Annotated in this window: 21 protein-coding genes; 11 read left to right on the top strand and 10 right to left on the bottom strand. The window is 58.6% G+C overall.

The window, feature by feature from the left end; genetic code table 11:
- Positions 1 to 155: 155 nt before the first annotated feature.
- Positions 156 to 443 carry a 50S ribosomal protein L28 gene (gene rpmB, locus GOV85_RS10550; protein WP_171094054.1) on the bottom strand — a complete coding sequence of 96 codons (288 nt, stop codon included), beginning with the start codon at positions 441 to 443 and terminating at the stop codon, positions 156 to 158.
- A gap of 185 nt (positions 444 to 628) precedes the next feature.
- A complete protein-coding gene (gene meaB, locus GOV85_RS10555) occupies positions 629 to 1,600 on the bottom strand; it encodes a methylmalonyl Co-A mutase-associated GTPase MeaB (RefSeq protein ID WP_171177758.1) in 972 nt (323 codons plus the stop codon).
- Positions 1,601 to 1,773: 173 nt separating this feature from the next.
- On the opposite strand from meaB, the gene hrpB reads away from it, so the two are divergent.
- The 3 genes from hrpB (at position 1,774) to GOV85_RS10570 (ending at position 6,405) form a co-directional block, all read left to right on the top strand.
- A complete protein-coding gene (gene hrpB, locus GOV85_RS10560) occupies positions 1,774 to 4,227 on the top strand; it encodes an ATP-dependent helicase HrpB (RefSeq protein ID WP_171178091.1) in 2,454 nt (817 codons plus the stop codon).
- Between the two features lie 151 nt (positions 4,228 to 4,378).
- Positions 4,379 to 4,837, top strand: coding sequence for an NUDIX hydrolase (locus tag GOV85_RS10565; protein WP_171178093.1), 459 nt, complete (start codon positions 4,379 to 4,381; stop codon positions 4,835 to 4,837).
- Positions 4,838 to 4,926: 89 nt separating this feature from the next.
- A complete protein-coding gene (locus GOV85_RS10570) occupies positions 4,927 to 6,405 on the top strand; it encodes an inorganic phosphate transporter (protein WP_171177760.1) in 1,479 nt (492 codons plus the stop codon).
- 6 nt (positions 6,406 to 6,411) lie between these two features.
- Here the strand turns inward: GOV85_RS10570 and GOV85_RS10575 are convergent, their stop codons facing one another.
- The 3 genes from GOV85_RS10575 to GOV85_RS10585 form a co-directional block, all read right to left on the bottom strand.
- Positions 6,412 to 7,386 carry a 2-dehydropantoate 2-reductase gene (locus GOV85_RS10575; RefSeq protein ID WP_171177762.1) on the bottom strand — a complete coding sequence of 325 codons (975 nt, stop codon included), beginning with the start codon at positions 7,384 to 7,386 and terminating at the stop codon, positions 6,412 to 6,414.
- Positions 7,387 to 7,463: 77 nt separating this feature from the next.
- The gene (locus GOV85_RS10580; RefSeq protein ID WP_171177764.1) at positions 7,464 to 8,426 is read right to left on the bottom strand and encodes a pirin family protein; all 963 of its coding nucleotides are present in this window, start codon (positions 8,424 to 8,426) and stop codon (positions 7,464 to 7,466) included.
- 120 nt (positions 8,427 to 8,546) lie between these two features.
- Entirely contained in the window at positions 8,547 to 9,380 is an 834-nt protein-coding gene (locus GOV85_RS10585; protein WP_171177766.1) for a phytanoyl-CoA dioxygenase family protein, read from the bottom strand.
- Between the two features lie 210 nt (positions 9,381 to 9,590).
- Between GOV85_RS10585 and GOV85_RS10590 the strand changes: the two genes are divergently transcribed.
- Together GOV85_RS10590 and GOV85_RS10595 are read left to right on the top strand one after the other, a co-directional pair.
- Positions 9,591 to 10,079: a twin-arginine translocation pathway signal gene (locus tag GOV85_RS10590; protein ID WP_171177768.1), complete on the top strand. Its 489-nt coding sequence runs from the start codon at positions 9,591 to 9,593 to the stop codon at positions 10,077 to 10,079.
- Between the two features lie 18 nt (positions 10,080 to 10,097).
- Complete coding sequence (locus tag GOV85_RS10595; RefSeq protein ID WP_245222996.1) at positions 10,098 to 10,682, top strand: ferric reductase-like transmembrane domain-containing protein; 585 nt, start codon at positions 10,098 to 10,100, stop codon at positions 10,680 to 10,682.
- On the opposite strand, the gene argF is transcribed toward GOV85_RS10595, so the two are convergent.
- Both argF and GOV85_RS10605 read right to left on the bottom strand, forming a co-directional pair.
- The gene (gene argF, locus GOV85_RS10600; protein WP_171177780.1) at positions 10,679 to 11,605 is read right to left on the bottom strand and encodes an ornithine carbamoyltransferase; all 927 of its coding nucleotides are present in this window, start codon (positions 11,603 to 11,605) and stop codon (positions 10,679 to 10,681) included. The genes GOV85_RS10595 and argF overlap by 4 nt on opposite strands.
- A gap of 76 nt (positions 11,606 to 11,681) precedes the next feature.
- Positions 11,682 to 12,869 (bottom strand): aspartate aminotransferase family protein, encoded by a 1,188-nt coding sequence (locus GOV85_RS10605; RefSeq protein WP_171177783.1) that lies wholly within the window; start codon positions 12,867 to 12,869, stop codon positions 11,682 to 11,684.
- 300 nt (positions 12,870 to 13,169) lie between these two features.
- Here GOV85_RS10605 and GOV85_RS10610 point away from each other — a divergent pair, with 300 nt between their 5' ends.
- Complete coding sequence (locus tag GOV85_RS10610) at positions 13,170 to 14,051, top strand: DMT family transporter (protein WP_171177785.1); 882 nt, start codon at positions 13,170 to 13,172, stop codon at positions 14,049 to 14,051.
- A 33-nt stretch (positions 14,052 to 14,084) separates the two neighbouring features.
- Here the strand turns inward: GOV85_RS10610 and GOV85_RS10615 are convergent, their stop codons facing one another.
- A complete protein-coding gene (locus GOV85_RS10615) occupies positions 14,085 to 14,888 on the bottom strand; it encodes an ABC transporter permease (protein WP_171177787.1) in 804 nt (267 codons plus the stop codon).
- Between the two features lie 126 nt (positions 14,889 to 15,014).
- Here GOV85_RS10615 and GOV85_RS10620 point away from each other — a divergent pair, with 126 nt between their 5' ends.
- A complete protein-coding gene (locus GOV85_RS10620) occupies positions 15,015 to 15,590 on the top strand; it encodes a GcrA family cell cycle regulator (RefSeq protein WP_171177789.1) in 576 nt (191 codons plus the stop codon).
- Between the two features lie 5 nt (positions 15,591 to 15,595).
- Positions 15,596 to 16,240: an NUDIX hydrolase gene (locus GOV85_RS10625; protein WP_209509536.1), complete on the top strand. Its 645-nt coding sequence runs from the start codon at positions 15,596 to 15,598 to the stop codon at positions 16,238 to 16,240.
- Positions 16,241 to 16,243: 3 nt separating this feature from the next.
- Here GOV85_RS10625 and GOV85_RS10630 read toward each other — a convergent pair whose 3' ends face one another.
- Together GOV85_RS10630 and GOV85_RS10635 are read right to left on the bottom strand one after the other, a co-directional pair.
- Positions 16,244 to 17,320: a DUF2235 domain-containing protein gene (locus GOV85_RS10630; protein ID WP_171177791.1), complete on the bottom strand. Its 1,077-nt coding sequence runs from the start codon at positions 17,318 to 17,320 to the stop codon at positions 16,244 to 16,246.
- Complete coding sequence (locus GOV85_RS10635; protein WP_171177793.1) at positions 17,298 to 19,589, bottom strand: xanthine dehydrogenase family protein molybdopterin-binding subunit; 2,292 nt, start codon at positions 19,587 to 19,589, stop codon at positions 17,298 to 17,300. Before GOV85_RS10635 ends, GOV85_RS10630 begins: the two co-directional genes overlap by 23 nt.
- A 112-nt stretch (positions 19,590 to 19,701) precedes the next feature.
- On the opposite strand from GOV85_RS10635, the gene GOV85_RS10640 reads away from it, so the two are divergent.
- From GOV85_RS10640 to GOV85_RS10650, 3 genes are all read left to right on the top strand, one after another.
- The gene (locus GOV85_RS10640; protein ID WP_171177795.1) at positions 19,702 to 20,430 is read left to right on the top strand and encodes a dienelactone hydrolase family protein; all 729 of its coding nucleotides are present in this window, start codon (positions 19,702 to 19,704) and stop codon (positions 20,428 to 20,430) included.
- Between the two features lie 79 nt (positions 20,431 to 20,509).
- Complete coding sequence (locus GOV85_RS10645) at positions 20,510 to 23,665, top strand: valine--tRNA ligase (protein ID WP_171177804.1); 3,156 nt, start codon at positions 20,510 to 20,512, stop codon at positions 23,663 to 23,665.
- Between the two features lie 142 nt (positions 23,666 to 23,807).
- Complete coding sequence (locus GOV85_RS10650; RefSeq protein ID WP_171177814.1) at positions 23,808 to 24,971, top strand: benzoate/H(+) symporter BenE family transporter; 1,164 nt, start codon at positions 23,808 to 23,810, stop codon at positions 24,969 to 24,971.
- Positions 24,972 to 24,979: the final 8 nt, after the last annotated feature.

Consider the following 24,979-nt stretch of genomic DNA (forward strand, 5'->3'; position numbering starts at 1 on the left):
GTCAGATTCGAATCTCTGTATGTGAAGAAATTCACCAATCGAGAAAAATTATTTCGAATTCGGGAACAATGCGAATTGCCGCCATATAGCCACAGAGCAAAAAAGCCCCGCACCAAAAGGGTACGGGGCCTTGAATTACGTAAGAGAATAAAGGCTTAGGCCGAGGCTTGCGCCTTGGCGATTTCCTTTTTCACTTTCAGAGCGTTTGCCGACAGCTCTTCGTCCTTGGCTTTAGCCAGGAACGCGTCCAGACCACCGCGGTGGTCTACCGAGCGCAGCGCAGCTGCCGAGATGCGCAGTTTAACACCGCGACCCAGGGTCTCGGACTGCAGGGTGACGTCGTTCAGGTTCGGCAGGAAACGACGTTTGGTTTTGTTGTTGGCGTGGCTGACATTGTTGCCAGTCATCGGGCCTTTTCCGGTCAGTTCGCAACGGCGCGACATGGTTTCTTCCTTTGTTTCTGGAGGCCGGGCTTCAGACCCTTGGCCAAATCACAAGGGGCGCAACCCGAAGTCGCGCCCGAAAACTGGTTGGATGCGTATAGTGGGAATCGCCGGGAGGGTCAAGACAGGCCGCGCGAAATCTTTTATTTTGCACAGCCCGTAGGCTCCCCGACCAAACCCGACCATCAGGTCAGCGCTCCGAGCAGTTCCTCTGCCGCTTTTGCCGGGTTCAAATGCCCGGCTGAGACTTCGGCGTTCAGACGCTCCATCTCGGCCTTGGCCTGCGGTGTGTCGAGTCGCGCAAGAAGAGCATGACGCACCTCTTGGTCGAACCAATACCGTGCTTGCGCCGCGCGATTGGCTTCCCAAATGCCATTGTCCCGACGCCATTGGGTCAAGGATTGCATTTCGTCCCACGCCTGCTCCAGCCCATGTTCTTCAACCGCTGATACGGTCATGGCCTTGGGAAAACCTTCGGGATCTTGCGGACGTTTACGCAGCAATCGCAACGCGCCCGCATAGTCCGCGCAGGTGCGTGTGGCAGTGGCCTTCAGGTCGCCATCAGCCTTATTGATCAGGATGATGTCGGCCATCTCCATTATGCCGCGTTTCACACCCTGCAATTCGTCTCCGCCCGCAGGGGCCAACAACAGCAGGAACAGATCCGACAGCTCGGAAACAACCGTCTCCGACTGCCCCACACCAACCGTTTCGATGAGCACCACATCATAACCCGCCGCCTCGCACAGGGCGATGGCCTCACGGGTACGACGGGCTACGCCGCCAAGGTGGCTTTGGCTGGGAGAAGGCCGGATAAAGGCATTTTTTTCCCGACTCAGGCGTTCCATCCGGGTTTTGTCGCCCAGAATCGAACCACCCGAACGTGCCGAGCTCGGATCGACCGCCAAAACAGCCACGCGCAGTCCTTGCCCAGTCAGCATCATGCCGAAGCTTTCAATAAAGGTGGACTTGCCAACCCCGGGCGTCCCCGACAAACCGATCCGCAACGCCTGACGTCCCGATCCCGCAAGCTGAGTTAAAAGCTCGCTGGCTTGCGCCCGATGATCAGCACGATTGCTTTCGACAAGAGTGATGGCACGCGCCAGCGCACGACGCTCGCCGTTCAATATCCTGTCACTTAAACTGTCTGTCTGCATGCTTGTTCCGTTCCCTGAGGCAGGAATAGTTGCCGTGGTCGGGGGGTATTTGTCCAGACCGAAGAGCACGGGAATTGCGCGCAAAACAAATCCTGCGGCATTTCGTTCATGGCCTGCAGCTTGTGCAAGTGCGGGAACTGGACGCCGCCAGCACGATGGCGGATAAGGTGCACATGACCAATCGCCTGCCAATAGATGAAACCGTTCCCGCCTTGCTGAATGCCTTGCGTGCCCGTGGACGCGCAGTGCTGCAGGCACCGCCAGGCGCAGGCAAGACCACGCGGGTGCCGTTGGCGATGCTCGAGGCCGATCTGTGCGACGGCAAGATCGTGATGCTGGAACCCCGAAGGCTGGCTGCGCGGGCAGCGGCAGAGCGGATGACCGAAACTCTGGGAGAGCGCGCGGGGCAGACCGTGGGCTACCGTGTACGTGGCGATGCGAAAGTGTCCAAGGACACGCGGATCGAGGTCGTCACCGAAGGCATCCTGACCCGAATGCTGCAATCAGACCCTGACCTGCCCGGTATCAGCGCGGTGATTTTCGACGAATTCCACGAACGCTCTTTGAACGCTGATCTGGGGCTTGCGCTGTGCCTCGAGGTGGCAGGTGCGCTGCGGGATGACCTAATCCTGCTGGCCATGTCTGCCACCTTGGATGCCGAGCCCGTTGGCCAATTGATGGACGCCCCGCTGATCACGTCCGAGGGGCGCAGCTTTCCTGTCAAGACCCGCTGGCTGGATCGCCCCTTGGGGCTACAAGCACGTCGTTTGGATGCGCTGGTAGAACTGGTGGTACAGGCCGAACGTGAAACGCGCGCCACAGGAGGTGGTCTTTTGGTGTTCCTGCCCGGTGAAGGCGAAATCCGGCGGGCCGAGGCCGCCTTGAAAGCCAGACTATCTGAAGCCTGTGCCGTGTATCCATTGTTCGGGGCAATGCCCTTTGCCGCCCAGCGCGCAGCGATTGCCCCCGCTAAAAGCGGGCGCAAAGTGGTGCTGGCGACGTCGATTGCCGAAACCTCTTTGACCATCCCAGATATCCGCGTGGTCGTGGATATGGGGCAAGCGCGGCGGGCACGGTTTGATCCGGGCTCGGGCATGTCGAGGTTGGTCACAGAACGCGTGACGCGGGCCGAAGCGACGCAACGCGCGGGTCGCGCGGGCCGTGTGGCCGAAGGCGTGTGTTATAGGCTGTGGTCAAAAGGTGAAGAAGGCGCGCTGGCCGCCTACCCGCCCGCCGAGATCGAGGCAGCTGACTTGACCGGACTGGCGTTGGAACTGGCGTTGTGGGGCGCGGACGCCAATGATCTGGCCTTTTTGACACCGCCGCCCGACGGAACACTGGCCGAGGCACGGGCATTGCTGACGATGCTTGGCGCACTGGACGATAAGGGGCGGATCACTGATCACGGGCGAGCCTTGGCCGCGTTACCTCTGCACCCCCGGCTGGGTCACATGTTGGAAAGCGCAGGTTCGCAAGCTGCGCCATTGGCGGCACTTATGGCTGAACGTGACCCCTTGCGCGGCGCCCCGGTCGATATCGCGCTACGGCAAGAGGCGTTGCGCGACGTGCGTGCGTTTCAGCGTAACCGCGTATGGCAGGTGAATATGGGCGCCATAGACCGTATCCAGGCCGAAACCAAAAGACTGCGGGCGCAGGCCAAGAACGGGTCCGAGCGCCTGAGCCCTGCGGCCATGGTCGCCCTGGCCTACCCTGATCGCGTCGGACAGCGGCGCAAAGGAGAAGCACCGCGCTATGTGCTGTCGGGCGGCAAGGGCGTTGTTCTGGACAATGGTGACACGCTGGCGGGCGCGCCTTACTTGGTTGTGAACGATACGGATGGCAACCCGCGCGAAGCAAAGGTACGCATGGCCACGCAGATCTCGGAACAAGAGATCCGGGATTTGTTTTGCGATCAAATCGCCTGGGTTGACAGTTGCACGTGGTCGAAACGCGAACGCCGGGTTGTGTCACGACGACAGGAACGGTTCGGTGCGATCACCTTGGATGATCGTATCTGGAAGGAAGTCCCGGATGAAGATGTCGCGCGGGCCATGCTGGACGGGGTCCGCGACCTAGGGCTGCGACTGGACGGGGCCGCCGGTCGACTGGCAGCCCGGGTCGAACTGGTGCGCGCAGACGGGACCGACCTGCCCGATTTCTCGGTCGAAGGCCTGATGGCCGACTTGGAGGATTGGCTGCTGCCGATGCTCTCAGACGTCAAAAGCGCGGAAGATTGGAAGCGTTTCGACCTGTTACCCGCCCTGCGCGCCCGTTTGGATTGGGCACAGACGCAAGAACTGGACCGCCGTGCACCGGGATCGTTTGAAACACCGCTAGGACGCAAGGTGCCGATTGACTACAGTGCAGCGGTGCCAGAAATCTCGGTCCGGTTGCAGGAATTGTTCGGCGTTTCGAGTCACCCGGTTGTCGGGGGCGCGCCGCTGAAAATTACCCTTCTGTCACCTGCGCAACGTCCGATCCAGATCACCCGCGATCTACCCGGATTCTGGGCTGGCTCTTACGCGGACGTGCGCAAGGATATGCGGGCCCAGTATCCAAAACACCCGTGGCCGGAAGACCCAACACAAGCCGACCCAACGCTGAGGGCAAAGCGCAGACGCGGCTAAGGCAAGATCGACCGGGGCTGAAACAGTGTTCAGCCACTCGAACCGAAAACTGCTCACGAATACGGAAAATCTGAAGATTTAATTGAAATTCAACATTTCCACTGTTACGTCCCTTCAGTTCCGATGACAGGATATGGTTGATACGCTGCGGATGGGTTCAAAACTGCGAAATATCTGGGAAGAGGTTGGTCGGCCTTTGTTCCTGCGCCCCAGACGGGTGCAGTTCGCGGCTTTGTGCACCCGAAAACACAAAGGGCAGAATGAGGTTCTGTTGATCACCAGTCGGGATACCGGGCGCTGGATCATTCCAAAGGGCTGGCCGATTGACGGTCTGGACGGGGCCGAAACGGCGCTGCAGGAGGCTTGGGAAGAGGCCGGAGTGCGGGCGGACAAGGTGGACAAGAAACCCATCGGTCACTTTACTTACGACAAAATCCTCAAGGACGGGTCGACGCAACCGGTGCTGACCAATGTATACCGGATTGTGGTGCGCAAGCTGGTCGAAGACTTCCCCGAAGCCCATCAGCGGACACGAAAGTGGTTTTCACCGGCCGAAGCCGCCACGCAGGTGCAGGAACCTGAACTACAGTCGCTGCTGCGTCAAATGTAACAACTTCGCAACAAATTGATGACATGCGGCTTGTCCTTGCAGCATCGAAACGTTAGCTGCGGGCCGTCTTTGAAAAACTGATCAAGCCCATGTCTGACACAAACCCCAAGCCGCGCTGGCAGGCGCTGGACAGCGACCTGCATCGCATTTCTCGCGTTGAAAACGCCAACATACACGTTTCCCGTCCTTTGTTGGCACCGGGAATCGCGTTGGCGTTCATGGTCGTTGCAGGACTGACAGCGGCCGTTCTGTTTGGTCAGGCCGATGGCAGCTACATCGTGGTCGCCGCTGCCGCTTTTGGGGCCTATATGGCGATCAACATTGGCGCAAATGATGTGGCCAACAACATGGGTCCAGCCGTTGGTGCAAACGCACTGACTATGGGCGGGGCCATCTTGATCGCGGCCATCGCCGAAAGCGCAGGTGCGTTGCTGGCAGGTGGTGATGTGGTTTCGACCATTTCCAAAGGGATCATTGATCCTGCGTCTGTTCAGAACAGCAACGTTTTCATCTGGGCGATGATGGCAGCACTGATTTCGTCGGCCATGTGGGTCAATCTGGCAACTTGGGTCGGCGCGCCTGTGTCGACTACGCACTCGGTTGTCGGAGGCGTCATGGGGGCCGGGATTGCAGCAGCGGGGCTAAGTGCAGTCAGTTGGGGCACGATGAGCGCAATTGCGGCCAGTTGGGTGATCTCGCCTGTACTGGGTGGTTTGATTTCCGCCGGTGTTCTGGCGCTGATCCAGACCAAGATTCAATATCAGAATGATAAGATCGCGGCGGCCCGCAAATGGGTGCCCATCCTTGTGGCAGTGATGGCAGGGGCCTTTGCCACTTATCTTGCCGTAAAGGGGCTTAAACGCATCGTTAAAATCGAACTTGAGATGGCGCTGCTAATCGGGTTGGCCGCAGGTCTGCTGGCCTGGTCCGCCACCATCCCATGGGTGCGACGCAAGTCCGAAGGGCTTGAAAACCGAACGCGGTCACTGAAAGCTCTGTTTGGCTTGCCGCTGGTCATCTCGGCCACGTTCCTGAGTTTCGCACATGGCGCAAATGACGTGGCCAATGCGGTTGGCCCTCTGGCCGCGATTGTGCACGCGGCAGAATTCGGGGATTTCGCGTCGAAGGTCTCAATTCCGCTTTGGGTAATGATTATCGGCGCGTTTGGGATTTCCTTTGGTCTGTTCTTATTTGGCCCCAAACTGATCCGGATGGTCGGTAGCCAGATCACCAAGCTGAACCCTATGCGGGCTTTCTGTGTCGCCCTTTCGGCGGCGATCACCGTGATCGTGGCCAGTTGGCTGGGGCTGCCTGTCAGCTCGACCCATATCGCAGTTGGCGCAGTTTTTGGTGTGGGCTTTTTCCGCGAGTGGGACTCCGAACGGCGACGTAAACGCGCCAACCTGCTGCGTGCAACAGGGCATAATCTGGCACCCGAAGAGTACCGCCGTCGTAAACTGGTGCGGCGCTCGCATTTTATGACCATCGTAGCGGCCTGGGTCATCACCGTACCTGCTGCCGCGACCATGTCAGCCATAATCTTTTGGATGCTAACTGCTTTCGCCTAAGGGGTCTTACAACCTGATCTGATCCGGGGTCAGCGGGTGATCAGGCGCGTGTTTGATCAGGTCGGACACTTGTATGCAGATGGGCGTCGGCACCCCGGTTTCATGGCCCAACCGTATTATGTGGCCTTGCAAACTGTCGATTTCCGTTTGTCGTTCAGCCATCAGATCATAGGCCATAGACGTCCGGGCACTGGGATCAATCGTCAGCATCCGGGCGGCGACGTGGGTAAACAGCGGAGTCGGCAGCCGCAGGATATGCGGGGTCATCCAAACCGGAAGCGGCGTGGTCGATGCCACTGGGTGCCCCGCCGCCTTGAGAACCAAAAGCGCCTCGGCCATCTGATCCGCAACAAGTAAACGCCAGTCGCGGCTTTTCAGTTGATCCACGATCGTCAAACCCGACAGTGCATTCAGCGCGTTATTCAGATTGATCAACAGTTTGCCCCATTGCACGGCCTCGATCTGATCACTCGCCAAAACAGGCAGATCCGGGCTGCTGAGACGCTCGGCCAGATCTCCGGGCCCATTTTCGATGACGACTTCGCCCGAGGTGGCCCGGTGATAGGTCGCAGGCCCACTAGGCACCACGTTAAAGGGCACCATTCCGGCACGGACATCTCGCCCCGGCAAGGCAGCACGCAAGGTCGCAGCGTTTTCGATCCCGTTCTGCCAGGACAGAATCGGCGCGTCCGACGGTGCCTCAGCGGCGATCTGTTCGGCCATATCCGCAGTGGCACCCGATTTGACAGTGACGATGACCAATTCTGCATGAGCCAAACAAGCTGGATCTTGGCTGAGGTCTAGGGAATTGGCTGATGCTGTGTAATTAAGCCCATCGAAATCCGTAACAGTCAGCCCGTGTTGGCGGATCGGGTCCAGCACACGGGCGCGGCCCAGCAGGGTGACGGAATGGCCCGCTCGGGCCAGTAATGCTCCGCAATAACACCCAATGCTGCCCGCACCTGCAATGACGAGTTTCATAATGCCCCCTCAGAAATACCTGAAAGGATCACCGCAAACGACCTGTTACACAACCCCGCCGCTTTTCGGGGCGCTTGTCAACGTGCCAACCGAGGTTTGGTACGTTCAAGCTCTTCAGAAATAGGGATAAACTCCTGATCGTCACCCGGTGGCAAATGGAACGCACCATTGGCCCAATCGGCGCTTTTCCACTCACGCGTTGCGGTTTCGATCTTTTCTTTCGAAGAGGAAACGAAGTTCCACCAGATATACCGGTCCTCGTTCAGCGTCGCGCCGCCCAGCAGCATCAGCCGCGCACCCAAGGGGCCCGCTTTGACCGACAGCTTGTCGCCGGGGCGGAAAACCATCATACGGCCTTCGTCAAACGTGTCGCCTGCGATCTCGACCGAGCCTTGAGTGACATAAACGCCGCGATCCTCTTGATCATCGGGCAGCGGGAACGAGGCACCGGGTTCAAGCTGCACGTCCAGATAGAAGGTTTCGGACAACATAGTCACCGGACTGGTTTCGCCATAGGCCGAGCCCAGAATCAACCGGGCGCTAGCACCCGCGTCCTGAAGATGCGGCAGCGCGGCCTGTTTATGATGTTCGAAATCAGGGGCCATATCCTCATGCGCTTCGGGCAAGGCGATCCACGTCTGGATTCCAAAAAGACTATGCTTTTTACCACGCGTTTCGTCGCTTGTGCGTTCGGAATGTGTAACACCTCGCCCCGCGACCATCCAATTGACCTCACCCGGATAGATCATCTGATGGGTTCCAAGGCTGTCGCGGTGCTCGAACTCGCCCTGATACAGATAGGTCACTGTGCCCAGTCCGATATGCGGATGGGGGCGCACGTCGATACCGCCTTCGGTGATGAATTCGGCCGGACCCATCTGATCGAAAAAGATGAACGGGCCAACCAATTGTCGTTTCACTGAAGGCAATGCGCGGCGCACTTCGAACCCGCCCAGATCGCGGGCACGCGGGATGATCAGCGTGTCCAGCGCCGGGTTTTCCGAGACGCAATCAGGATTATGGGTCGGATTCCAACTCATTTCAGCACTCCCTTGGTTGCAGATGGCAAAGCCATCCATCGTTCGCTCAAACAAGAGATAGACGCTTATTCCGCCCAATAAAGTGCGCAAACGCACAGATTGGGTGCATTGCCCCCCCGCTTAGCGGGGCCATAAGCGGGGGAAAAAGGGGCCGTCGATCTTATCGCCTTCGCCATAACCCGCGGATTCGAACTGCGCGCGCTCGTCTTCGGCCCAGTCGCCGCGGTATCGGATGACTCCATCTGGTGCAGTCATGCGAAGGGTGAAACGGCGGACCGTTTCCGACGGGGTCGTCGCGGATAGCCCGCCATGTAACGTTCGCATATCGAAAAAGATACAGTCCCCAAGCTCCAGATCCCATTGCAACAGGTCATACGCTTCGGGGTCCGCGTTTACATCAGGTGGCGGGTGATAGGTTTGCCCGGCAACTTCAGTCGGTTCATAACTCGGATGCCCATCAGCAAAGCGCACCCGCATGAAAAGCTTGTTCCAGAGGTGTGATCCCTTGACGAAGGCGATACCGTTTTCCTTCGTCACCTGCTCCAGCGGCAGCCACAGCACGCACATTGTGCCCTCAAAATCGAAGTAGGACAGATCCTGATGAAAAGGTGGGCGCGAGGTTGATCCCGCTTCGCGCAAGAACCAGTTGTCCATGACAAGATTGACAGACGGAGCCCCAAGCAGTTCAGCAGCAAGTGGTGCACAGGGAGAGTGATGAACGAATTCGGTAAATTGGGGAATTTTGTTCCAGGCCCAGTAATCCTCGAAATAGCCGGGAGCGCTTGGGTCCTTGGTATGGCGTGTGAAATTGTCGGTCGGATTTTCAAGGTCGGCGTCGATGCCTTCGCGCAATAACGACAACCAGTCGTGCGAAAACTTTGACCGAAGGACAACAGCACCGTTGCGCCGGAAGGCAGCTATGTCCTCGGCTGAGACTTTATCCACTTGTGTCATGGCACGACCTTTCGTTTCAGACACGATGAATACAAACATCGCACCTTGTAAAACGAAACGTCAAAGAGATTCGGTGCCGCTGCCCCTGTCCGTCTCACAGAACCGTGAGAGTAGGATTTTATGATCCGGTGCGCCTCGGAATCCATCGGAACCATGCTATCTTGAGTATCGTTGTCGGACCGTAAAGGGTCGCGGATTGGAGGTTTCTCAATGGCTGACGCTTTGCTCTCCCGTCGTTCACTGATTACCCAAGCTGCCGCTGTTGTGGCAACTGGGGCCTCGGGGCTTTTGTTACCAGCACGTGCGAGCGGGCTTGCACCAACGCCATCGATGCGGGGCGGATCGAACAATTACCGTCCCGGAGCACCTATCGTGAACCAGATCGGTGGCGGTGGGTTCTGGATGACCGGCACAGTGCGGCGTGCAGGCGATGGAGCCCCCCTGCCCGGCCAACGCATTCAGATCTGGGCGCACACGACCGAGGGGCACGAGCGCGATCCGCACAGCCATGGCGCGACGTTGACGGATGCGAAGGGTGAGTTTCGGCTGGAGATGCCGCAGATCGTGCCCGCCTTCGGTCAACCTCACGGGCATTTGGCCTATGACAGCGGGGAGTTCGAGACCGTTTTCCTGCGCCCCGTGATGTCGAGTGCAGATGACTTGACGCTAGCCGCGCATTTTGTATTGCAGCCGCTTTAAGAAGTGTTGAGGCGCAGTTTGATCTGGGTGCTGTTAAGTGCCGCGCTTGCTATCCCGATCATCGCAGCGGCCTATAGCCCTTATCTGGCGTGGCGTGATCCGATCTACATTCTCGCCGGATTTGCGGGCATTATCGGAATGTGCCTTTTGCTGCTGCAACCGCTGCTGGCCGGGCGCTGGTTGCCTGGACTTTCCCCTGTGTCCAGCCGCCATTGGCACAGGCGGTGTGGTCTGGCACTGATCGTGGCCATATTGATCCATGTGGGAGGTCTATGGATCACCAGCCCGCCAGACGTAGTCGACGCCTTGCTTTTTGTTTCAGCCACCCCGTTTTCGAATTGGGGTGTCATCGCGATGTGGTCAGCTTTTGCAGCGGCTCTGTTGGGTGTCATGCGCCAACGTTTGAACCTGCGGTTTCGCCTTTGGCGGCTTAGCCATACCGGTCTAGCAATGGTGACGATTATCGGCAGTGTTGTTCACGCGATGCTGATCGAGGGAACGATGGAAACCATGACCAAGACCACGTTATGCGTTCTGGTTCTATTGGCGAGCGCACGGACGCTCGCCAAGCTAAAGGTTTGGGATATCCGCCGACGAGCCTAAACGCCCAGGCACCAACGCATGACAGCTTTTTGCGCGTGCAGGCGGTTTTCGGCCTCGTCAAAAATGACCGAGTTCGGACCATCCATCACCTCGGACGTTGCCTCTTCCTCACGGTGCGCGGGCAGGCAGTGCATAAACAACGCATCTGGTTTGGCGTGTGACATAAGTTCCGTGTTGACCTGATAGGGGCGCAGCAGATTGTGGCGGCGTTCTTTGGCCGATTGGGAATCATGCATGGAAACCCAGGTGTCCGCGACCACCAGGTCCGCTCCTTCAACGGCTTTGAACGGGTCGCGTTCCACCACGATTTGCGAGCCTTTCTGGCGCGCAAAGCCCATAAACTCTTCCTCGGGATCAAATTGCGCCGGACCTGTGAATGTCAGATCGAACCCGAACTGGCCCGCCGCGTGCAGGAACGACGCGCAGACGTTATTCCCATCTCCGGTCCAGACCACTTTTTTTCCTGCGATGGGGCCGCGATGTTCTTCGAACGTCAGCACGTCGGCCATGATCTGGCAGGGATGAGTCCGGTCGGTCAGGCCGTTGATCACCGGTACATCCGAATATTCCGCCATCTCAGTCAGGATGGTTTCATCAAAGGTCCGGATCATGATCATGTCGACATAGCGGGACAGGACGCGCGCGGTATCGGCAATTGTCTCGCCATGCCCCAGCTGCATGTCTTTACCCGAAAGTACCATGGTCTGTCCGCCCATCTGGCGCACACCCACGTCAAAGGACACGCGCGTCCGGGTTGAAGGCTTTTCAAAGATCAGCGCAACCATACGATCTTTGAGCGGTTGTGCCTCATCAAGTGCTGCCTTGGGGCGACCCAGGCGGGCCCGCTTCATTGCGCCCGCCTGATCAATCATGGCCCGCAGGTCGTTGGCGTCGGTTTTATGGATATCGAGAAAGTGGTTCATGTCGTTTCGCTTTTGGCTGAGCGGTGCGTGGGGGCCAGCCCCCACACCCCCGCCGTATTTGGAACAAGAAGAAAGGTCAGGCGCTGGTGAGTTGTGAGTTGACCTGTGTTGCCGCCTTGGCCAGGCGGATCAGGGCTTGGGCGATGTCGTCCTCGGACAGCGTCAGCGGCGGCAGCAAGCGGATGACGTTGTCGGCGGCGGGGACCGTAATGACCTCGTTTTCATAGCCCGCATTGACCATATCGATATTGGACGTCTTGCATTTGAGACCCAGCATGAGACCTGAGCCACGCACCTCTTCGAAAACGTCGGGGTGATCTGCGACCAGACCTTCGAGTTTCTGCCGCAACAGACCCGCCTTGCGATTGACTCCTTCCAGAAAAGCGGGTGTTGCGACCTGGTCAATCACTGCGCAGCCGACAGCGCAACCCAAAGGGTTGCCGCCATAGGTCGAGCCATGGGTGCCAGCGGTCATTCCGCTGGCAGCGTCTTCGGTGGCCAGTACAGCGCCCAGAGGGAAACCACCGCCAATGCCCTTGGCAACCATCATGATATCCGGAGTAATGCCCGCCCATTCATGGGCGAAGAGTTTGCCGGTGCGGCCAACGCCACATTGCACTTCGTCAAGGATCAGAAGCAGGCCATTTTTGTCACAGATCTGGCGCAGCGCCTTTAACTCAGCATCAGGCACGGGGCGGATGCCGCCTTCCCCCTGTACCGGCTCGATCATGACCGCGGCGGTGCGCTCGGTAATCGCGTTGGTAACGCCATCAAGGTCCCCAAAGGTCAGGTGTACAAATCCCGGCAAAAGCGGACCGAAGCCTTTGGTCATTTTTTCCGATCCGGCCGCGGCAATACCTGCCGACGAACGTCCATGAAATGAGCCGTCGAAGGTGATGATTTCAACCCGCTCGGGCTGACCTTTGTCATAGAAGTATTTGCGGGCCATTTTCACAGCCAGCTCGCAAGATTCCGTACCGGAGTTGGTGAAGAAAACCGTGTCGGCAAAGGTGTGTTCCACCAACTTGTCCGCCAGCGCCTGCTGCTGTGGGATGTTATAAAGGTTCGAGACATGCCACAGAGCATGAGCCTGTTCGGTCAGAGCGGCCACCAGCGCAGGATGGGCGTGGCCCAGCGCGTTGACTGCGATCCCGGCGCCCAAGTCCAGAAAACGTCGGCCATCCGCCTCGGTCAGCCAGGCGCCTTCGCCCTTCACAAATGTCAGGGGCGCGCGATTATAGGTCGGCAGAACGGACGGGATCATCGGATCATCCTTTTCGAATTGCTTGAGCCCTGTGAGTGATACACCAGAGCCTTGGTCGTCAACATATTTGGTGGGATTTGCGCGGATTTTGAACACGCAATAGATCAAAAGGGCCGGTTACGCGGTCAGGCGTCGGCGTCGGAGTCGCAGGATATGTGCGGTTTTGATCATGCTGGTCGTATAGCGGCGTAAGCTCGATCTGGGAACCCTCTAAATGAATCGTCGATAATTATCGCCACGCGGTGCTCGAAACAGGATTTCCTTCTTGTCTTTCGCGCCTATCTGCCGCACCGCTGAGACATGACGCCTGCACGCCAAGACCCCGCCCTTGCAGCCCTGTTGATCTTTGCCGCCAGCGCTCTGTTGGCTGGCACAACACTGCTGGCAAAGGCGCTTGGGACGGATGCGTTGGGCCCGCCGCTGCACCCTATGCAGATCAGCCATGGACGTTTTTTGTTTGCTTTTCTGGTGATCATCAGTGCGGTCGCGATATTGCGTCCACAGCTCAAACGCCCGCATTGGGGATTGCATATCGGGCGCTCCAGCTTTGGATGGTTGGGAATTACGCTTATGTTCGCATCGGTCGCGTATATCCCGATTGCAGATGCCACCGCGATTTCCTTCTTGAATCCGGTCTTCGCCATGGTTTTGGCGATCCCGCTTCTGAAAGAGGGGGTCGGTCCCTGGCGTTGGCTGGCCGCAGCGGTCGCCCTTGTAGGTGCATTGATTCTGTTACGCCCGACCCCTGCCAGCTTTCAACCTGCTGCCTTGTTAGCCTTGACCGCGGCCGCCGTGATCGGAATGGAGCTGATTTTCATCAAAAAGCTGTCTGGCCGCGAAATTCCAATCCAGATTTTGCTGGTGAACAACGCGATGGGATTGGTAATTGCCTCTGTCGCGGTGATTGCGGTGTGGCAGGCGCCAACATCGGAACAATGGGCAGCATTGGCTGGAATCGGTGCTTTGATGGCCTGTGCGCAAGCCTGTTTCGTCAACGGCATGGCCCGGGCGGATGCCTCTTTTGTGGCGCCGATCAGCTATGCCACGCTGGTTTATGCAGCGTTCTATGACTTTTTGGTATTCGATGTGATCCCGGACCGGATCAGCCTGATCGGGTCTTTAACCATTCTGACCGGAGGGTTGATTCTGGTTTGGCGCGAAGCGGTTAGGCGCCAAAAATGAACGGTAAAAGACAGTTTACACGGGGGGTTCTGTTCAAGCCTTCAATCTGTACCCCGTGCGCAGCATGTGCCAGGTGATCACTCCGATCAAAAGGGTTGCAAAGGTACAAACCACCATACCCACCCAGGGTGAGCTGTCTGAGACTCCGATCATGCCATAACGCAACCCGTCGATCAGATAGAAGACGGGGTTCAAGTGGGTCAGACGGTTCAGCACAGGTGGCAGCGCCTGAACCGAGTAAAATGTCCCCGACAGGAAGGCCAGCGGTGTAACGATGAAATTGGTAATGGCCGCCATCTGGTCGAATTTGTTTGCAAAAATCCCGGCAAACAAACCAAGCGCGCCCATGAAAGCCCCGCCCAGAACGACGAAGATCATCGCGATAATGATGTTCTGTGGCACGATGCCAAGAACCAGGGCCAGTGCAACAGCGACGACGCATGCAATCAGGATGCCTCGGGCAATTCCACCCGCCAGATAGCCAAGCAAGATCTCAAGCGGCGACAGAGGTGGCATCAGGGTATCCACGATATTGCCCTGCACCTTGGAAATGACCATCGAAGACGAGGTGTTTGCAAAGGCATTCTGGATCACGGTCATCATCATGATCCCCGGTGCCAGAAAGACCAGAAACGGCACGCCCATGACATCCGGTCGGCTGGGGCCGATAGCAATATTAAAAATCAGCAGAAACAACCCGGCCGTCACAAGCGGTGCCAGAATGGTCTGGGTCCAAACCGCCAGAAAGCGCAACGTTTCACGCTGCGCCAGCGTGTAAAGGCCCATCCAGTTGACGGCTCCAAAGCGGCGCGCGGTCTGATCTGCGGAATTCTGCATGATTTGCCCCAAACCTGATTCGAAGACAGCTTGTAACTCGGGCTGCAGTGTTTAGAATAGGGGGCTGAGACGATTTCCCAAGGCGGCCCGAATCCGGGGCCGCTTTCCGCTTTTGAAAGGCTAACGATGTCCTGGACAGACGAGCGCGTAGAACTGCTGAAGAAGATGTGGGGCGAAGGCCAGTCGGCCAGCCAGATTGCCAAGGAACTGGGCGGCGTGACCCGCAACGCGGTGATCGGCAAAGTGCATCGCCTAGGCCTGTCCAACAGGACAGCGGGCGCGTCCCCTGCCAAATCCGAGCCTAAGGAAAAACCGGCCCCCGCACCCAAGGCCGAGGCCAGGCCTAAACCTGCACCAAAGACTGAACCGGCGCGCCCGGCCCCTGCCCCTGCCGCCGAGGCGAAACCTGCCGTACCGGCACGTCGTCAGATCATCCCGGCCGGTCAACCACTGCCTCCTCAACCGTCGGCCAATGAGATCAGCCCCGAGGCGCTGGCCAAGGTCAACGAGGTCGAAAAGAAGGCCAAGAAGCTGACGCTTATGGAACTGACCGAGAAGACCTGCAAATGGCCTGTGGGCGACCCCGCGACCGAGGATTTCTGGTTCTGTGGTCTGCCAGTTGAAGCAGGCAAACCCTATTGCGAAGCGCATGTGGGCGTGGCCTTCCAACCCATGAGCGCGCGCCGCGACCGACGCCGGTGACACAGATGCGCCAGGATCCGACAGCAATGGAGGATACCTGGCTAGCCCGTGCAAAGCGCCTGCTGGCCCTGTCTGAAACCGGCCAGCATTTCACCAAAGACCCTTTTGACAGGGAACGTTACGACGAGATCGCCGCCATGGCCCGCGCCATGCTGGCTGATCTCGGTCAGGTGCCGATTTCGCGGATAGAAGGGCTGATCACAGACCATGCGGGCGGCTATGCAACCCCTAGTATCGACATTCGCGGCGCGGTGATCCGGGATGACCACATCCTTCTGGTGCGCGAACGTAGTGACGGTCGGTGGTCGATGCCCGGCGGCTTTGCCGATATCGGCAGCTCTCCGGCGGAAAACATCGAGCGTGAGGTCTGGGAAGAAGCAGGGCTTCGGGTTCAGGCACGAAACCTGTACGCCTTGCGCCATAAGGCGCGACACCCTTACCCGGCAGATGCGCGTGATTTCTATAAGCTGTTCTTTTTATGCGATGAGGTAGGACAGGACGACCCTAAGACGGGAAGCGAAACCAGCGCGGTCGGGTTTTTCCCAATGTCTCAGCTGCCTGACTTATCCCTAGCGCGAAACATCGAACGAGACATTGCAGAAGCATTTGAAACGCTATCCAACTCGTCTGCAACAGTGCTTTTTGACTAATCCCTACTGCGCAGGATGTGACGGCAGGTTCGGCATCGCCACCCAACTGGGCAGTTCGTCTGGTGAAACCGAGACGTGCAGACGCTCGGATTGGTCGCGGCCTACTTTGCGGTGTTTGCGCAGAAGGAAAATCTTGCCCCAACCGCGCCACGTGCCCACCGAACGCGCATGTGGATCAATGGGGAAGCGATCGCGCCAGCCCTCAGGCAGCGGCAGCCCGTGCATCTCGGCCTTGTCCAGCATCCAGATCAAAGAGATGTTGCTGAGCGGTCGCGCCTCTTCGTACCCGTTCAACTGCCCGCCGACATCGCCATGAGTTCCGCGGAACCAGACCTGTTCTACGTGACCCTTGAACTCAGGCGTGCATTTCCAAAGCACCGGGTCGAAAACCTCGCGTGTCTCGTCCAACGCCATCGCGTGATAGCCGTGGCGGGTGGAAGGGCCCAGTTGATGGTTGTGAAAGGCGTGGCGCTCTTCGGCCCAGCGCCACAACAGCGGCAGCCGCAAACCCAACGCCTTGACGGTGTCCCAGACCCCAATCATCTCGATCTCAACCCCGTCGTGGCAGAACTTGCGGCGAAAATCGCGCGCGGCGGTGCCACTGGGATTGCATTCATAGTGGCGATAGGCTTGCTGGATGTTGCGCTCGGTCGCGTGTTCAGCCTTGAGCAAACCGATCATGTCGATCACTCCGGCCAGACTGCGCACGCCATAAGCTCCACGCGAATAGCCGATGAAATAGATACGGTCCCCAGGTTTGTAGCGTGAGGCAAGATAGCCATAGGAACGGCGGATCTGGCGGTTGATACCCCGCCCCATCATCACATCAAGCGAGGACTTCCAGCTTTCCCACTGCACGCCCGCCTCATAAAAAACCGAAACCTTGTTGCCCATTTCGCAACACAGCCGCAAGGTTTGCCCCGCATGGGTCTCGAACCCCGGTTCGAGCGTCGACATGGTACCGTCGAGGATGATGACATGGCTGAGCGGTTCGCGGTGAAGAACCTCGGCAGAATGTTCGGACCGCAGGGGCCGTCCGAGCCATCCCAGAACCTTTCTACTCAGCCGCGACAGATTCATGCGTCAGCAATTCCCATACTCTTTGAGGTGTGAAAGGCATATCCGCCTGCCGCACCCCGTGATCCCAGAGCGCATCCTGAACCGCGTTTGCCACCGCGGCCAGCGCGCCCACTGTACCGGCCTCGCCGCACCCTTTCATGCCCATCGGGTTTGAGGTTGACGGAACCGGCACCGAGGTAAACTTAATCATGGGTATGTCAGCGGCACGGGGCAAGGCGTAATCCATAAACGAAGCCGTGAGCAGCTGCCCGTGTACATCGTGCACAACACGCTCGCTCAGCGCCTGTCCGATGCCCTGAACCACCCCGCCATGAACCTGCCCTTCGGCCAACATCGGATTGATAAGATTACCAAAATCATCAACGACCGTATAGCGATCAACCCACGTTTCCCCGGTGTAAGAATCGATCACGACTTCGGCAACATGCGCGCCATTGGGATAGCTTCGGGCATCCAGGTTGGCGCGGGCTTCATGCTGTAGCAAATCCATACGCCCGTCGATGCGCGCCATCTCGGCCGCCTCGGTCAGGGTTGGCGTCAGGTTGGACCCCGGCGCGCGGAATGTCTCGTGGTCAAAACTCACATCGTTTTCCTCGACCCCCATCTTATCGGCAAGATAAGGCGTGAATGCGGCGATCATCTGGTCGATGGTCGCCAGAGTCGCCGTGCTTTGCACTGTGACCGAACGCGAGCCACCCGTGCCGCCGCCATGAGCTAACCTGTCGGTATCGCCCTGAATGACAGAGATCTTGTCCATGGGAATGCCGGTCTGATCGGACAAGAAATGGGCATAAACCGTCTCATGCCCCTGTCCGTTCGACTGAGTGCCTACATAAAGGTTCACCGAACCATCCTCGCAAAACTCGACCTTTGAGTTCTCGGAAGGGTCACCCAAAATGCTTTCGATATAGTAACATAGGCCCTGCCCCCTGATCAGGCCGCGCTCGGCATCCGCCGTTTTGCGGGCCTCAAAGCCGATGGTCTGGCTGGCTGCGCGGCTGAGGATCATGTCGAAATCGCCGACATCATAGGTTTCGCCAGTGGCCGAGGTATAAGGAAAATCGTTGGGGTGGATAAAGTTCTTGCGCCGCAGCTCCCACGGATCAACCCCCAGCTCGCGTGCTGCACGGTCCATCGCACGTTCCAGCACATAGATCGCCTCGGGGCGGCCCGCACCGCGATACGCATCGACCTGCGTTGTATTGGTATAGAACCCCTCGACCCGCAGGTAGGTAGTTTGCACGTCATAGACGCCCATCAGCACCTTGCTGAACAGGCTTGTCTGAATTGCCTGCCCGAAATGGCTGTTGTAGGCACCAAGATTGACCTTGCTGTGGACACGGTAGGCCGTGATCTTGTGATCAGCATCAAAGGCCAGTTCAGCCAACGAGTGCAGATCGCGGCCATGGTGATCGGACAGCATCGCCTCGGACCTGTCCGACATCCAGTGCACCGGTTGGCCCAACTTCATCGCAGCGACAGCGACGCAGAAATATTCAGGATATGGCATCACTTTCATGCCGAATCCGCCGCCCACATCCGGCGTGGTGACCCGGATATCCTCAGCATCAAGATTCAGCTTTTGAACCAGTTGCGCCTTCATCGCCCAGACGCCCTGCCCGCCGTAAGAAAAATGCAGACGACCATCGGACCAATCGGCCTGACATCCGCGTGGTTCCAACGAGCTGATGATGACTCGGTTGTCCTCCACGTTCAGCGACACGGTATGAGCCGCGTCCTGAAAAGCGGCCTCGGTGGCGGCTTCGTCACCCAGCCCCCAATCAAAGGCCCGGTTGTCGGGGGTTTCTGGGTGCAGAATCTCACCGCCTGCCTTCACGTCCAGCTTGGCAGGGCGCTCTTCCGTGTCCATCCAGATCAACTCAACCGCGTCCTGCGCCTGTGTCAGCGTGTCCGCGATAACAACCGCCACCGGCTCGCCGACAAAGCGCACGCGGTCCTTGGCCAGCATGTGCCGCTCCGGAGCCGCAGCCTTCGATCCATCGCGGTTTTGTAAAACGGCGGCGTTTAGCACCGTGTCAATGCCCGAAGCTGCCAGATCATCCAACGTCATCACCAGTCGCACACCTTCGGCAGAGCGCGCATCCTCAAGATCTAAACTTGTAATTTCCCCATGGGCCACCGGGCTGCGGAAAAAGGCAGCAAACAGCGCTTTTTCAGGCACGGCATCATCCATGTAACGCCCCTGCCCAGTCAGGAACCGCTGATCTTCGGTCCGCTTTACGGGTTGGCTCCTGCCGAATTTTTCCATGGACGGTCCTCCTTATGGATCTTGCGGCCGAGCCTAGCCCGTGCCCCGACGATGTCCAGCGGGGCTCACGGAAATTCGTTTGTGCCTGCCAGATGTTGGAGTAGGTTTGGTCATGACCTGGACCCACGACACCGTTTTTCCTTTTTCCGCTCCGCTAACTGGCGGTCAGAGCGTGACACATGACGTCTATGTCGGCGGAGAGGGGCCACCGATCCTGATCCTTCAGGAGTTGCCCGGAATCGGACCAGAGACTTTGGCGCTGGCAGCAAAGCTGAACGCATCCGGTTTTCGTGTCTACCTGCCACATCTGTTCGGCACCTACGGCAAGGTCGAGATGGCCAAAAACACCGCCCGTCTATTTTGCGTTCGGAAAGAGTTCAACATCTTCGCCAGAGGCAAACAAAGCCCCATCGCAGGGTGGATGCGTGCCCTAACTCATGAGATCAAACAGCGCGAAGGTAGCGCCGGTGTAGGTGTCATCGGTATGTGCCTGACAGGCAGTTTTGCCCTGACTTTGATGGCCGAAGACGCCGTTGTTGGTGGGGTCGCCAGTCAACCTGCTTTGCCAATATTTGGTGGTAAGCATCTTCACATGAGCACGCAGGATATCGGCGCAGCGTCGGCAGGCATGGCCGCGAAGGGGCCCGGGCTGGCGATGCGGTATTCCAAAGACAAACTGGCACCTAAGAAACTGATGCACGCGTTGGAGCGGGCTTTCGGCGATCTGTTGGAGACAGTGGAATATCCTGGCAGGGATCACTCGCTGCTGACGCTGGATTTCCACGAACCTGCCTATCAGCGCGTGGACGCCTACTTCAAAGCCCGCTTTGGCATGAGCTAAGCGCGCAAGGCCTTCCCCTTCCTGCCTCCATTCGCTATTGCAGGCGCTGACCCGAATTTGTTGACGCAGGACGCACCCCATGGCGATGGAAAAGACATTCAACGCGGCCGAGGCCGAGGCCCGCATCTATGAAGCCTGGGAACAGGCCGGAGCCTTCAAGGCAGGCGCGAACAAATCGCGCGACGAGAGCTTTACCATCATGATCCCGCCGCCCAACGTCACGGGTGCGTTGCATGTGGGTCATGCGTTCAACAACACGTTGCAGGACATCCTGATCCGCTGGCACCGGATGCGCGGGTTCGACACGCTGTGGCAACCCGGTCAGGACCACGCGGGCATCGCCACGCAGATGCAGGTCGAGAAGATGCTGGCCAACACGCAGCAGCCCGGTCGGCGCGAGTTGGGCCGTGAGAAGTTCCTGGAAAAAGTCTGGGAATGGAAGGGCGAGTATGGCGGTACAATCATCGAACAGCTGAAGCGTCTGGGGTCATCGTGTGACTGGTCGCGGAACGCCTTCACCATGGCCGGTGCTGCAGGTGATCCACGCACCGGGCATGAGAACTCGGCCAACTTCCACGACGCCGTGATCAAGGTCTTCGTCGATATGTACGAAAAAGGTCTGATCTATCGCGGCAAGCGTCTGGTCAATTGGGACCCGCATTTCGAGACGGCAATCTCGGACCTTGAGGTCGAAAATATTGAGGTCGCCGGTCATATGTGGCACTTCAAATACCCCTTGGCCGGTGGCGAGACATATGAGTATCTGGAAAAAGACGAAGATGGGAATGTGATCTTCCGCGAGGAGCGGGATTATATTTCCATTGCCACGACCCGCCCCGAAACCATGCTGGGCGACGGCGCAGTTGCGGTCCATCCCTCGGATGAGCGTTACGCGCCAATCATCGGGAAACTTTGCGAAATCCCGGTTGGGCCGAAAGAGCATCGCCGCCAGATCCCGATCATTACTGATGACTACCCCGATCCCGATTTCGGCTCGGGCGCGGTAAAGATCACCGGTGCGCATGACTTCAACGACAACATGGTCGCCAAGCGCGGCGGCATTCCGATGTACCGCCTGATGGACACCAAAGGCGCGATGCGAGCCGATGGCGCGCCTTACGCCGAAGAGGCCGACAAGGCGCAGGAATACGCGCGCGGCAAAGCATTCACCGAAAACGAGATCGATGCGATCAACCTGATCCCCGATCACCTGCGAGGGCTTGATAGGTTCGAGGCTCGGGCGAAGGTGGTGGAAGAGATCACCGCTGACGGCCTGGCCGTGATGACTCGCGCGGATGACCCGCGTCTGGGCACCAAACTGGGCGAGGATGACGACCCGGCGGCGTTGGTCCCGCTGGTCGAGAGCAAACCGATCATGCAGCCCTTCGGCGACCGCTCGAAAGTGGTCATTGAGCCGATGTTCACCGACCAGTGGTTCGTCGACGCCGCCAAGGTCGTCGGCCCCGCGCTGGATGCGGTCAAGGACGGCACGGTCAAGATCATTCCTGAATCGGGCGAGAAGACCTATTACCACTGGCTGGAAAACATCGAGCCTTGGTGCATCTCACGCCAACTGTGGTGGGGGCATCAGATTCCGGTTTGGTATGGCCTTGATCTCTCGGCTGAGAACTTCGAGGACGACGAAAACGATGGCGACCTTGATCTCGTCGAACTGGGCCGTTTGCTGAACGAAGGCGGCATGCTGCACCGCGGCAACGTCATGGAGTGCGCAGCAAGCCTTGAGGCTGTGACGGAGAAATTCCTCGACGACAACGCAAACATTCCCAGTCCGCTGAGTCACGCGACGGTTATCGAAGTCGCTGACAAGCAGGAAGCCATCCATCAATTTGCGGAAAGCCTGGCTCAATATGCGGTCGACCAGGATCCAACCAAGCTGGTCTACCCTGTTTGGCGCGACCCCGACGTCCTCGATACCTGGTTCTCCTCCGGCCTCTGGCCCATCGGCACGCTGGGCTGGCCCGAACAGACCGATGAGCTGGAGCGCTACTTCCCCACGGACGTTCTGATCACCGGCTTCGACATCCTGTTCTTCTGGGTCGCCCGGATGATGATGATGCAACTGGCCGTAGTCGATCAAATCCCGTTCCACACCGTCTACCTGCACCAGCTTGTCCGCGATGAGAAGGGCAAGAAGATGTCGAAGACCACCGGCAACGTTATCGACCCGCTGGAGATCGTGGACGAATTCGGCGCCGACGCGCTGCGCTTTACCAACGCCTCGATGGCCGCGATTGGCGGCGTGTTGAAACTGTCGCGCGAGCGCATCACCGGCTATCGGAATTTCGGCACCAAACTGTGGAATGCCGTCCGCTTTGCCGAGATGAACGAGGTCTTCACCGACGCCGTTCCTCAACTAGACGTGGCCGATCTGAAGCCTAAAGCCGCCGTGAATCGCTGGATCATCGGTGAAACCGCCCGCGTGCGCGAAGAGGTTGACGCGGCGCTGGAAAGCTATCGTTTCAACGATGCGGCCAACGGGCTTTACGCCTTTGTCTGGGGCAAAGTCTGCGATTGGTATGTGGAGCTGTCAAAACCCCTGCTACAAGGCGACGACGCCGAGGCACAGGCCGAAACCCGCGCCACCATGCGATGGGTTCTGGATCAGTGCATGGTCCTGCTGCACCCGATCATGCCCTTCATCACCGAAGAGCTGTGGGGCCTGACCGGCGCGCGAACCAAGATGGTTGTCCACGCTGAGTGGCCGAATTATTCCACCGCTGATCTGGTGGATGCCGATGCAGATCGTGAGATGAACTGGGTGATCTCGGTGATCGAAAACACCCGTTCGGCCCGTGCGCAGATGCGAGTACCGGCTGGCCTCTACGTCCCGATGCTGGTGACCGAAATCGACGCCAACGGCCAAGCCGCGTGGGACCGAAACGAGGCTCTTATCAAACGCCTGGCGCGGATCGACAGCCTGACCAAGGCCGACGAACTGCCCAAGGGCACCATCTCTATCGCCGCCCCCGGGGCCTCCTTCGGACTGCCGCTGGCCGACATCATCGACATCGGTGCAGAAAAAGAACGGTTGGAAAAAGCCAAAACCAAACTGGCCAAGGAACTCGGCGGTCTGCGCGGACGTCTGAACAACCCTAAATTCGTGGCCTCGGCCCCGGAAGAGGTTGTCGAAGAAGCCAAAGCCAATCTTGCCGCCCGTGAAGAGGAAGAGGCGAAACTGAACGAAGCGCTCGCCCGCCTGGCAGAAATCGCCTGATCTTCTTCTCGTTCCAAATACGGAATTCCCAGCCTCACCGCCCTAACCGGCGGTGAGGTTTTTGTTTGCGTTCAAAGCTTTCCCCTTGTTCGCAACACCAAGCAGTTGCTAGCAATTCAGCACCAAAACTCCCGAGGCCCCGATGGCAAAGCCCCTTCCCCCAGTGCAAACCATTTCAACCGGGCTGGTCGTTTCAGTGGTCGGGTTCTTCAGTTCCTTCCCCATTATTCTGCAAGGGCTTGAAACCATGGGAGCTTCGGAAGCCGAGGCTGCCTCGGGCTTGATGAGTGCAGCGATTGCGATGGGGTTGGCTGCGATCTTTCTCAGCCTACGCTATCGGCAGCCGATCAGCGTCGCCTGGTCTACTCCGGGTGCTGCCCTTTTGGCAGTGTCCGCCACCCCGGCAGAAGGCTTTTCGGGCGCAATCGGGGCCTTCCTCTGCGCCGGCGCATTGACGGTATTGGCCGGTCTCTGGAAACCGCTGGGACGTTTGGCCGCCGCAATCCCGACGACGCTGGCCCAAGCTATGCTGGGGGGTGTGCTGCTGCCGTTGTGCATCGTCCCATTTAAGGCGGCAGTCGAACTGCCCTGGCAAGCCCTTCCCGTTATCCTGACATGGTTCATCGCGGGGCGTTTCAACAAACTGTTCGCAGTACCCGCCGCAGTGGTTGCCGCAGCACTGGTTGTCGTCTTCAGCGCCGAAGTCACCTCCGTGCGGCCCGAAAGCTTTCTTGCGCCCCCCGTTTGGACGATGCCCACTTTCTCGCTCGCGTCGGCCATCGGCATTGGTCTGCCCCTTTTTGTCGTCACGATGGCCACGCAGAACATCCCCGGCATCGCGGTCATGCGCGGTTTTGGCTACACGTCTGAACCGGGTAAGCTGTTCTCGTCAGTGGGTGACGCAAGTCTGTTGTCCGCCCCATTCGGGGCACCCGCGACCTGCCTTGCTGCCATCACGGCCGCCATGTGCTCCAACGAAGACAGCCACCCGGATCGGGCCTTGCGCTATTGGTCAGCGATCATGGCGGGGCTGTTCTATTGCCTGTTTGGTGTCTTCGCCGTGGCCATCACTGGTTTCGCTGCTCATGCCGACCCACTGCTGATGGGGACGCTGACCGGTGTCGCTTTGATCGGAGTGATGGCCAACGCCACCTTCGCCGCGCTTGAAGTTCCAGCCGAGCGCGAAGCGGCAATCCTGACCTTTGCCATAACAGCTTCGGGCATTACTGCGTTTGGTCTGGGCGCGGCTGTTTGGGGGCTGCTGGCGGGCGGGGTCGCCTACCTGATCTCGCAACGCATCAGATAGATGGTTTG

The sequence above is a fragment of the Ruegeria sp. HKCCA4633 genome, from assembly GCF_013034605.1.
GTDB lineage: Bacteria > Pseudomonadota > Alphaproteobacteria > Rhodobacterales > Rhodobacteraceae > Ruegeria.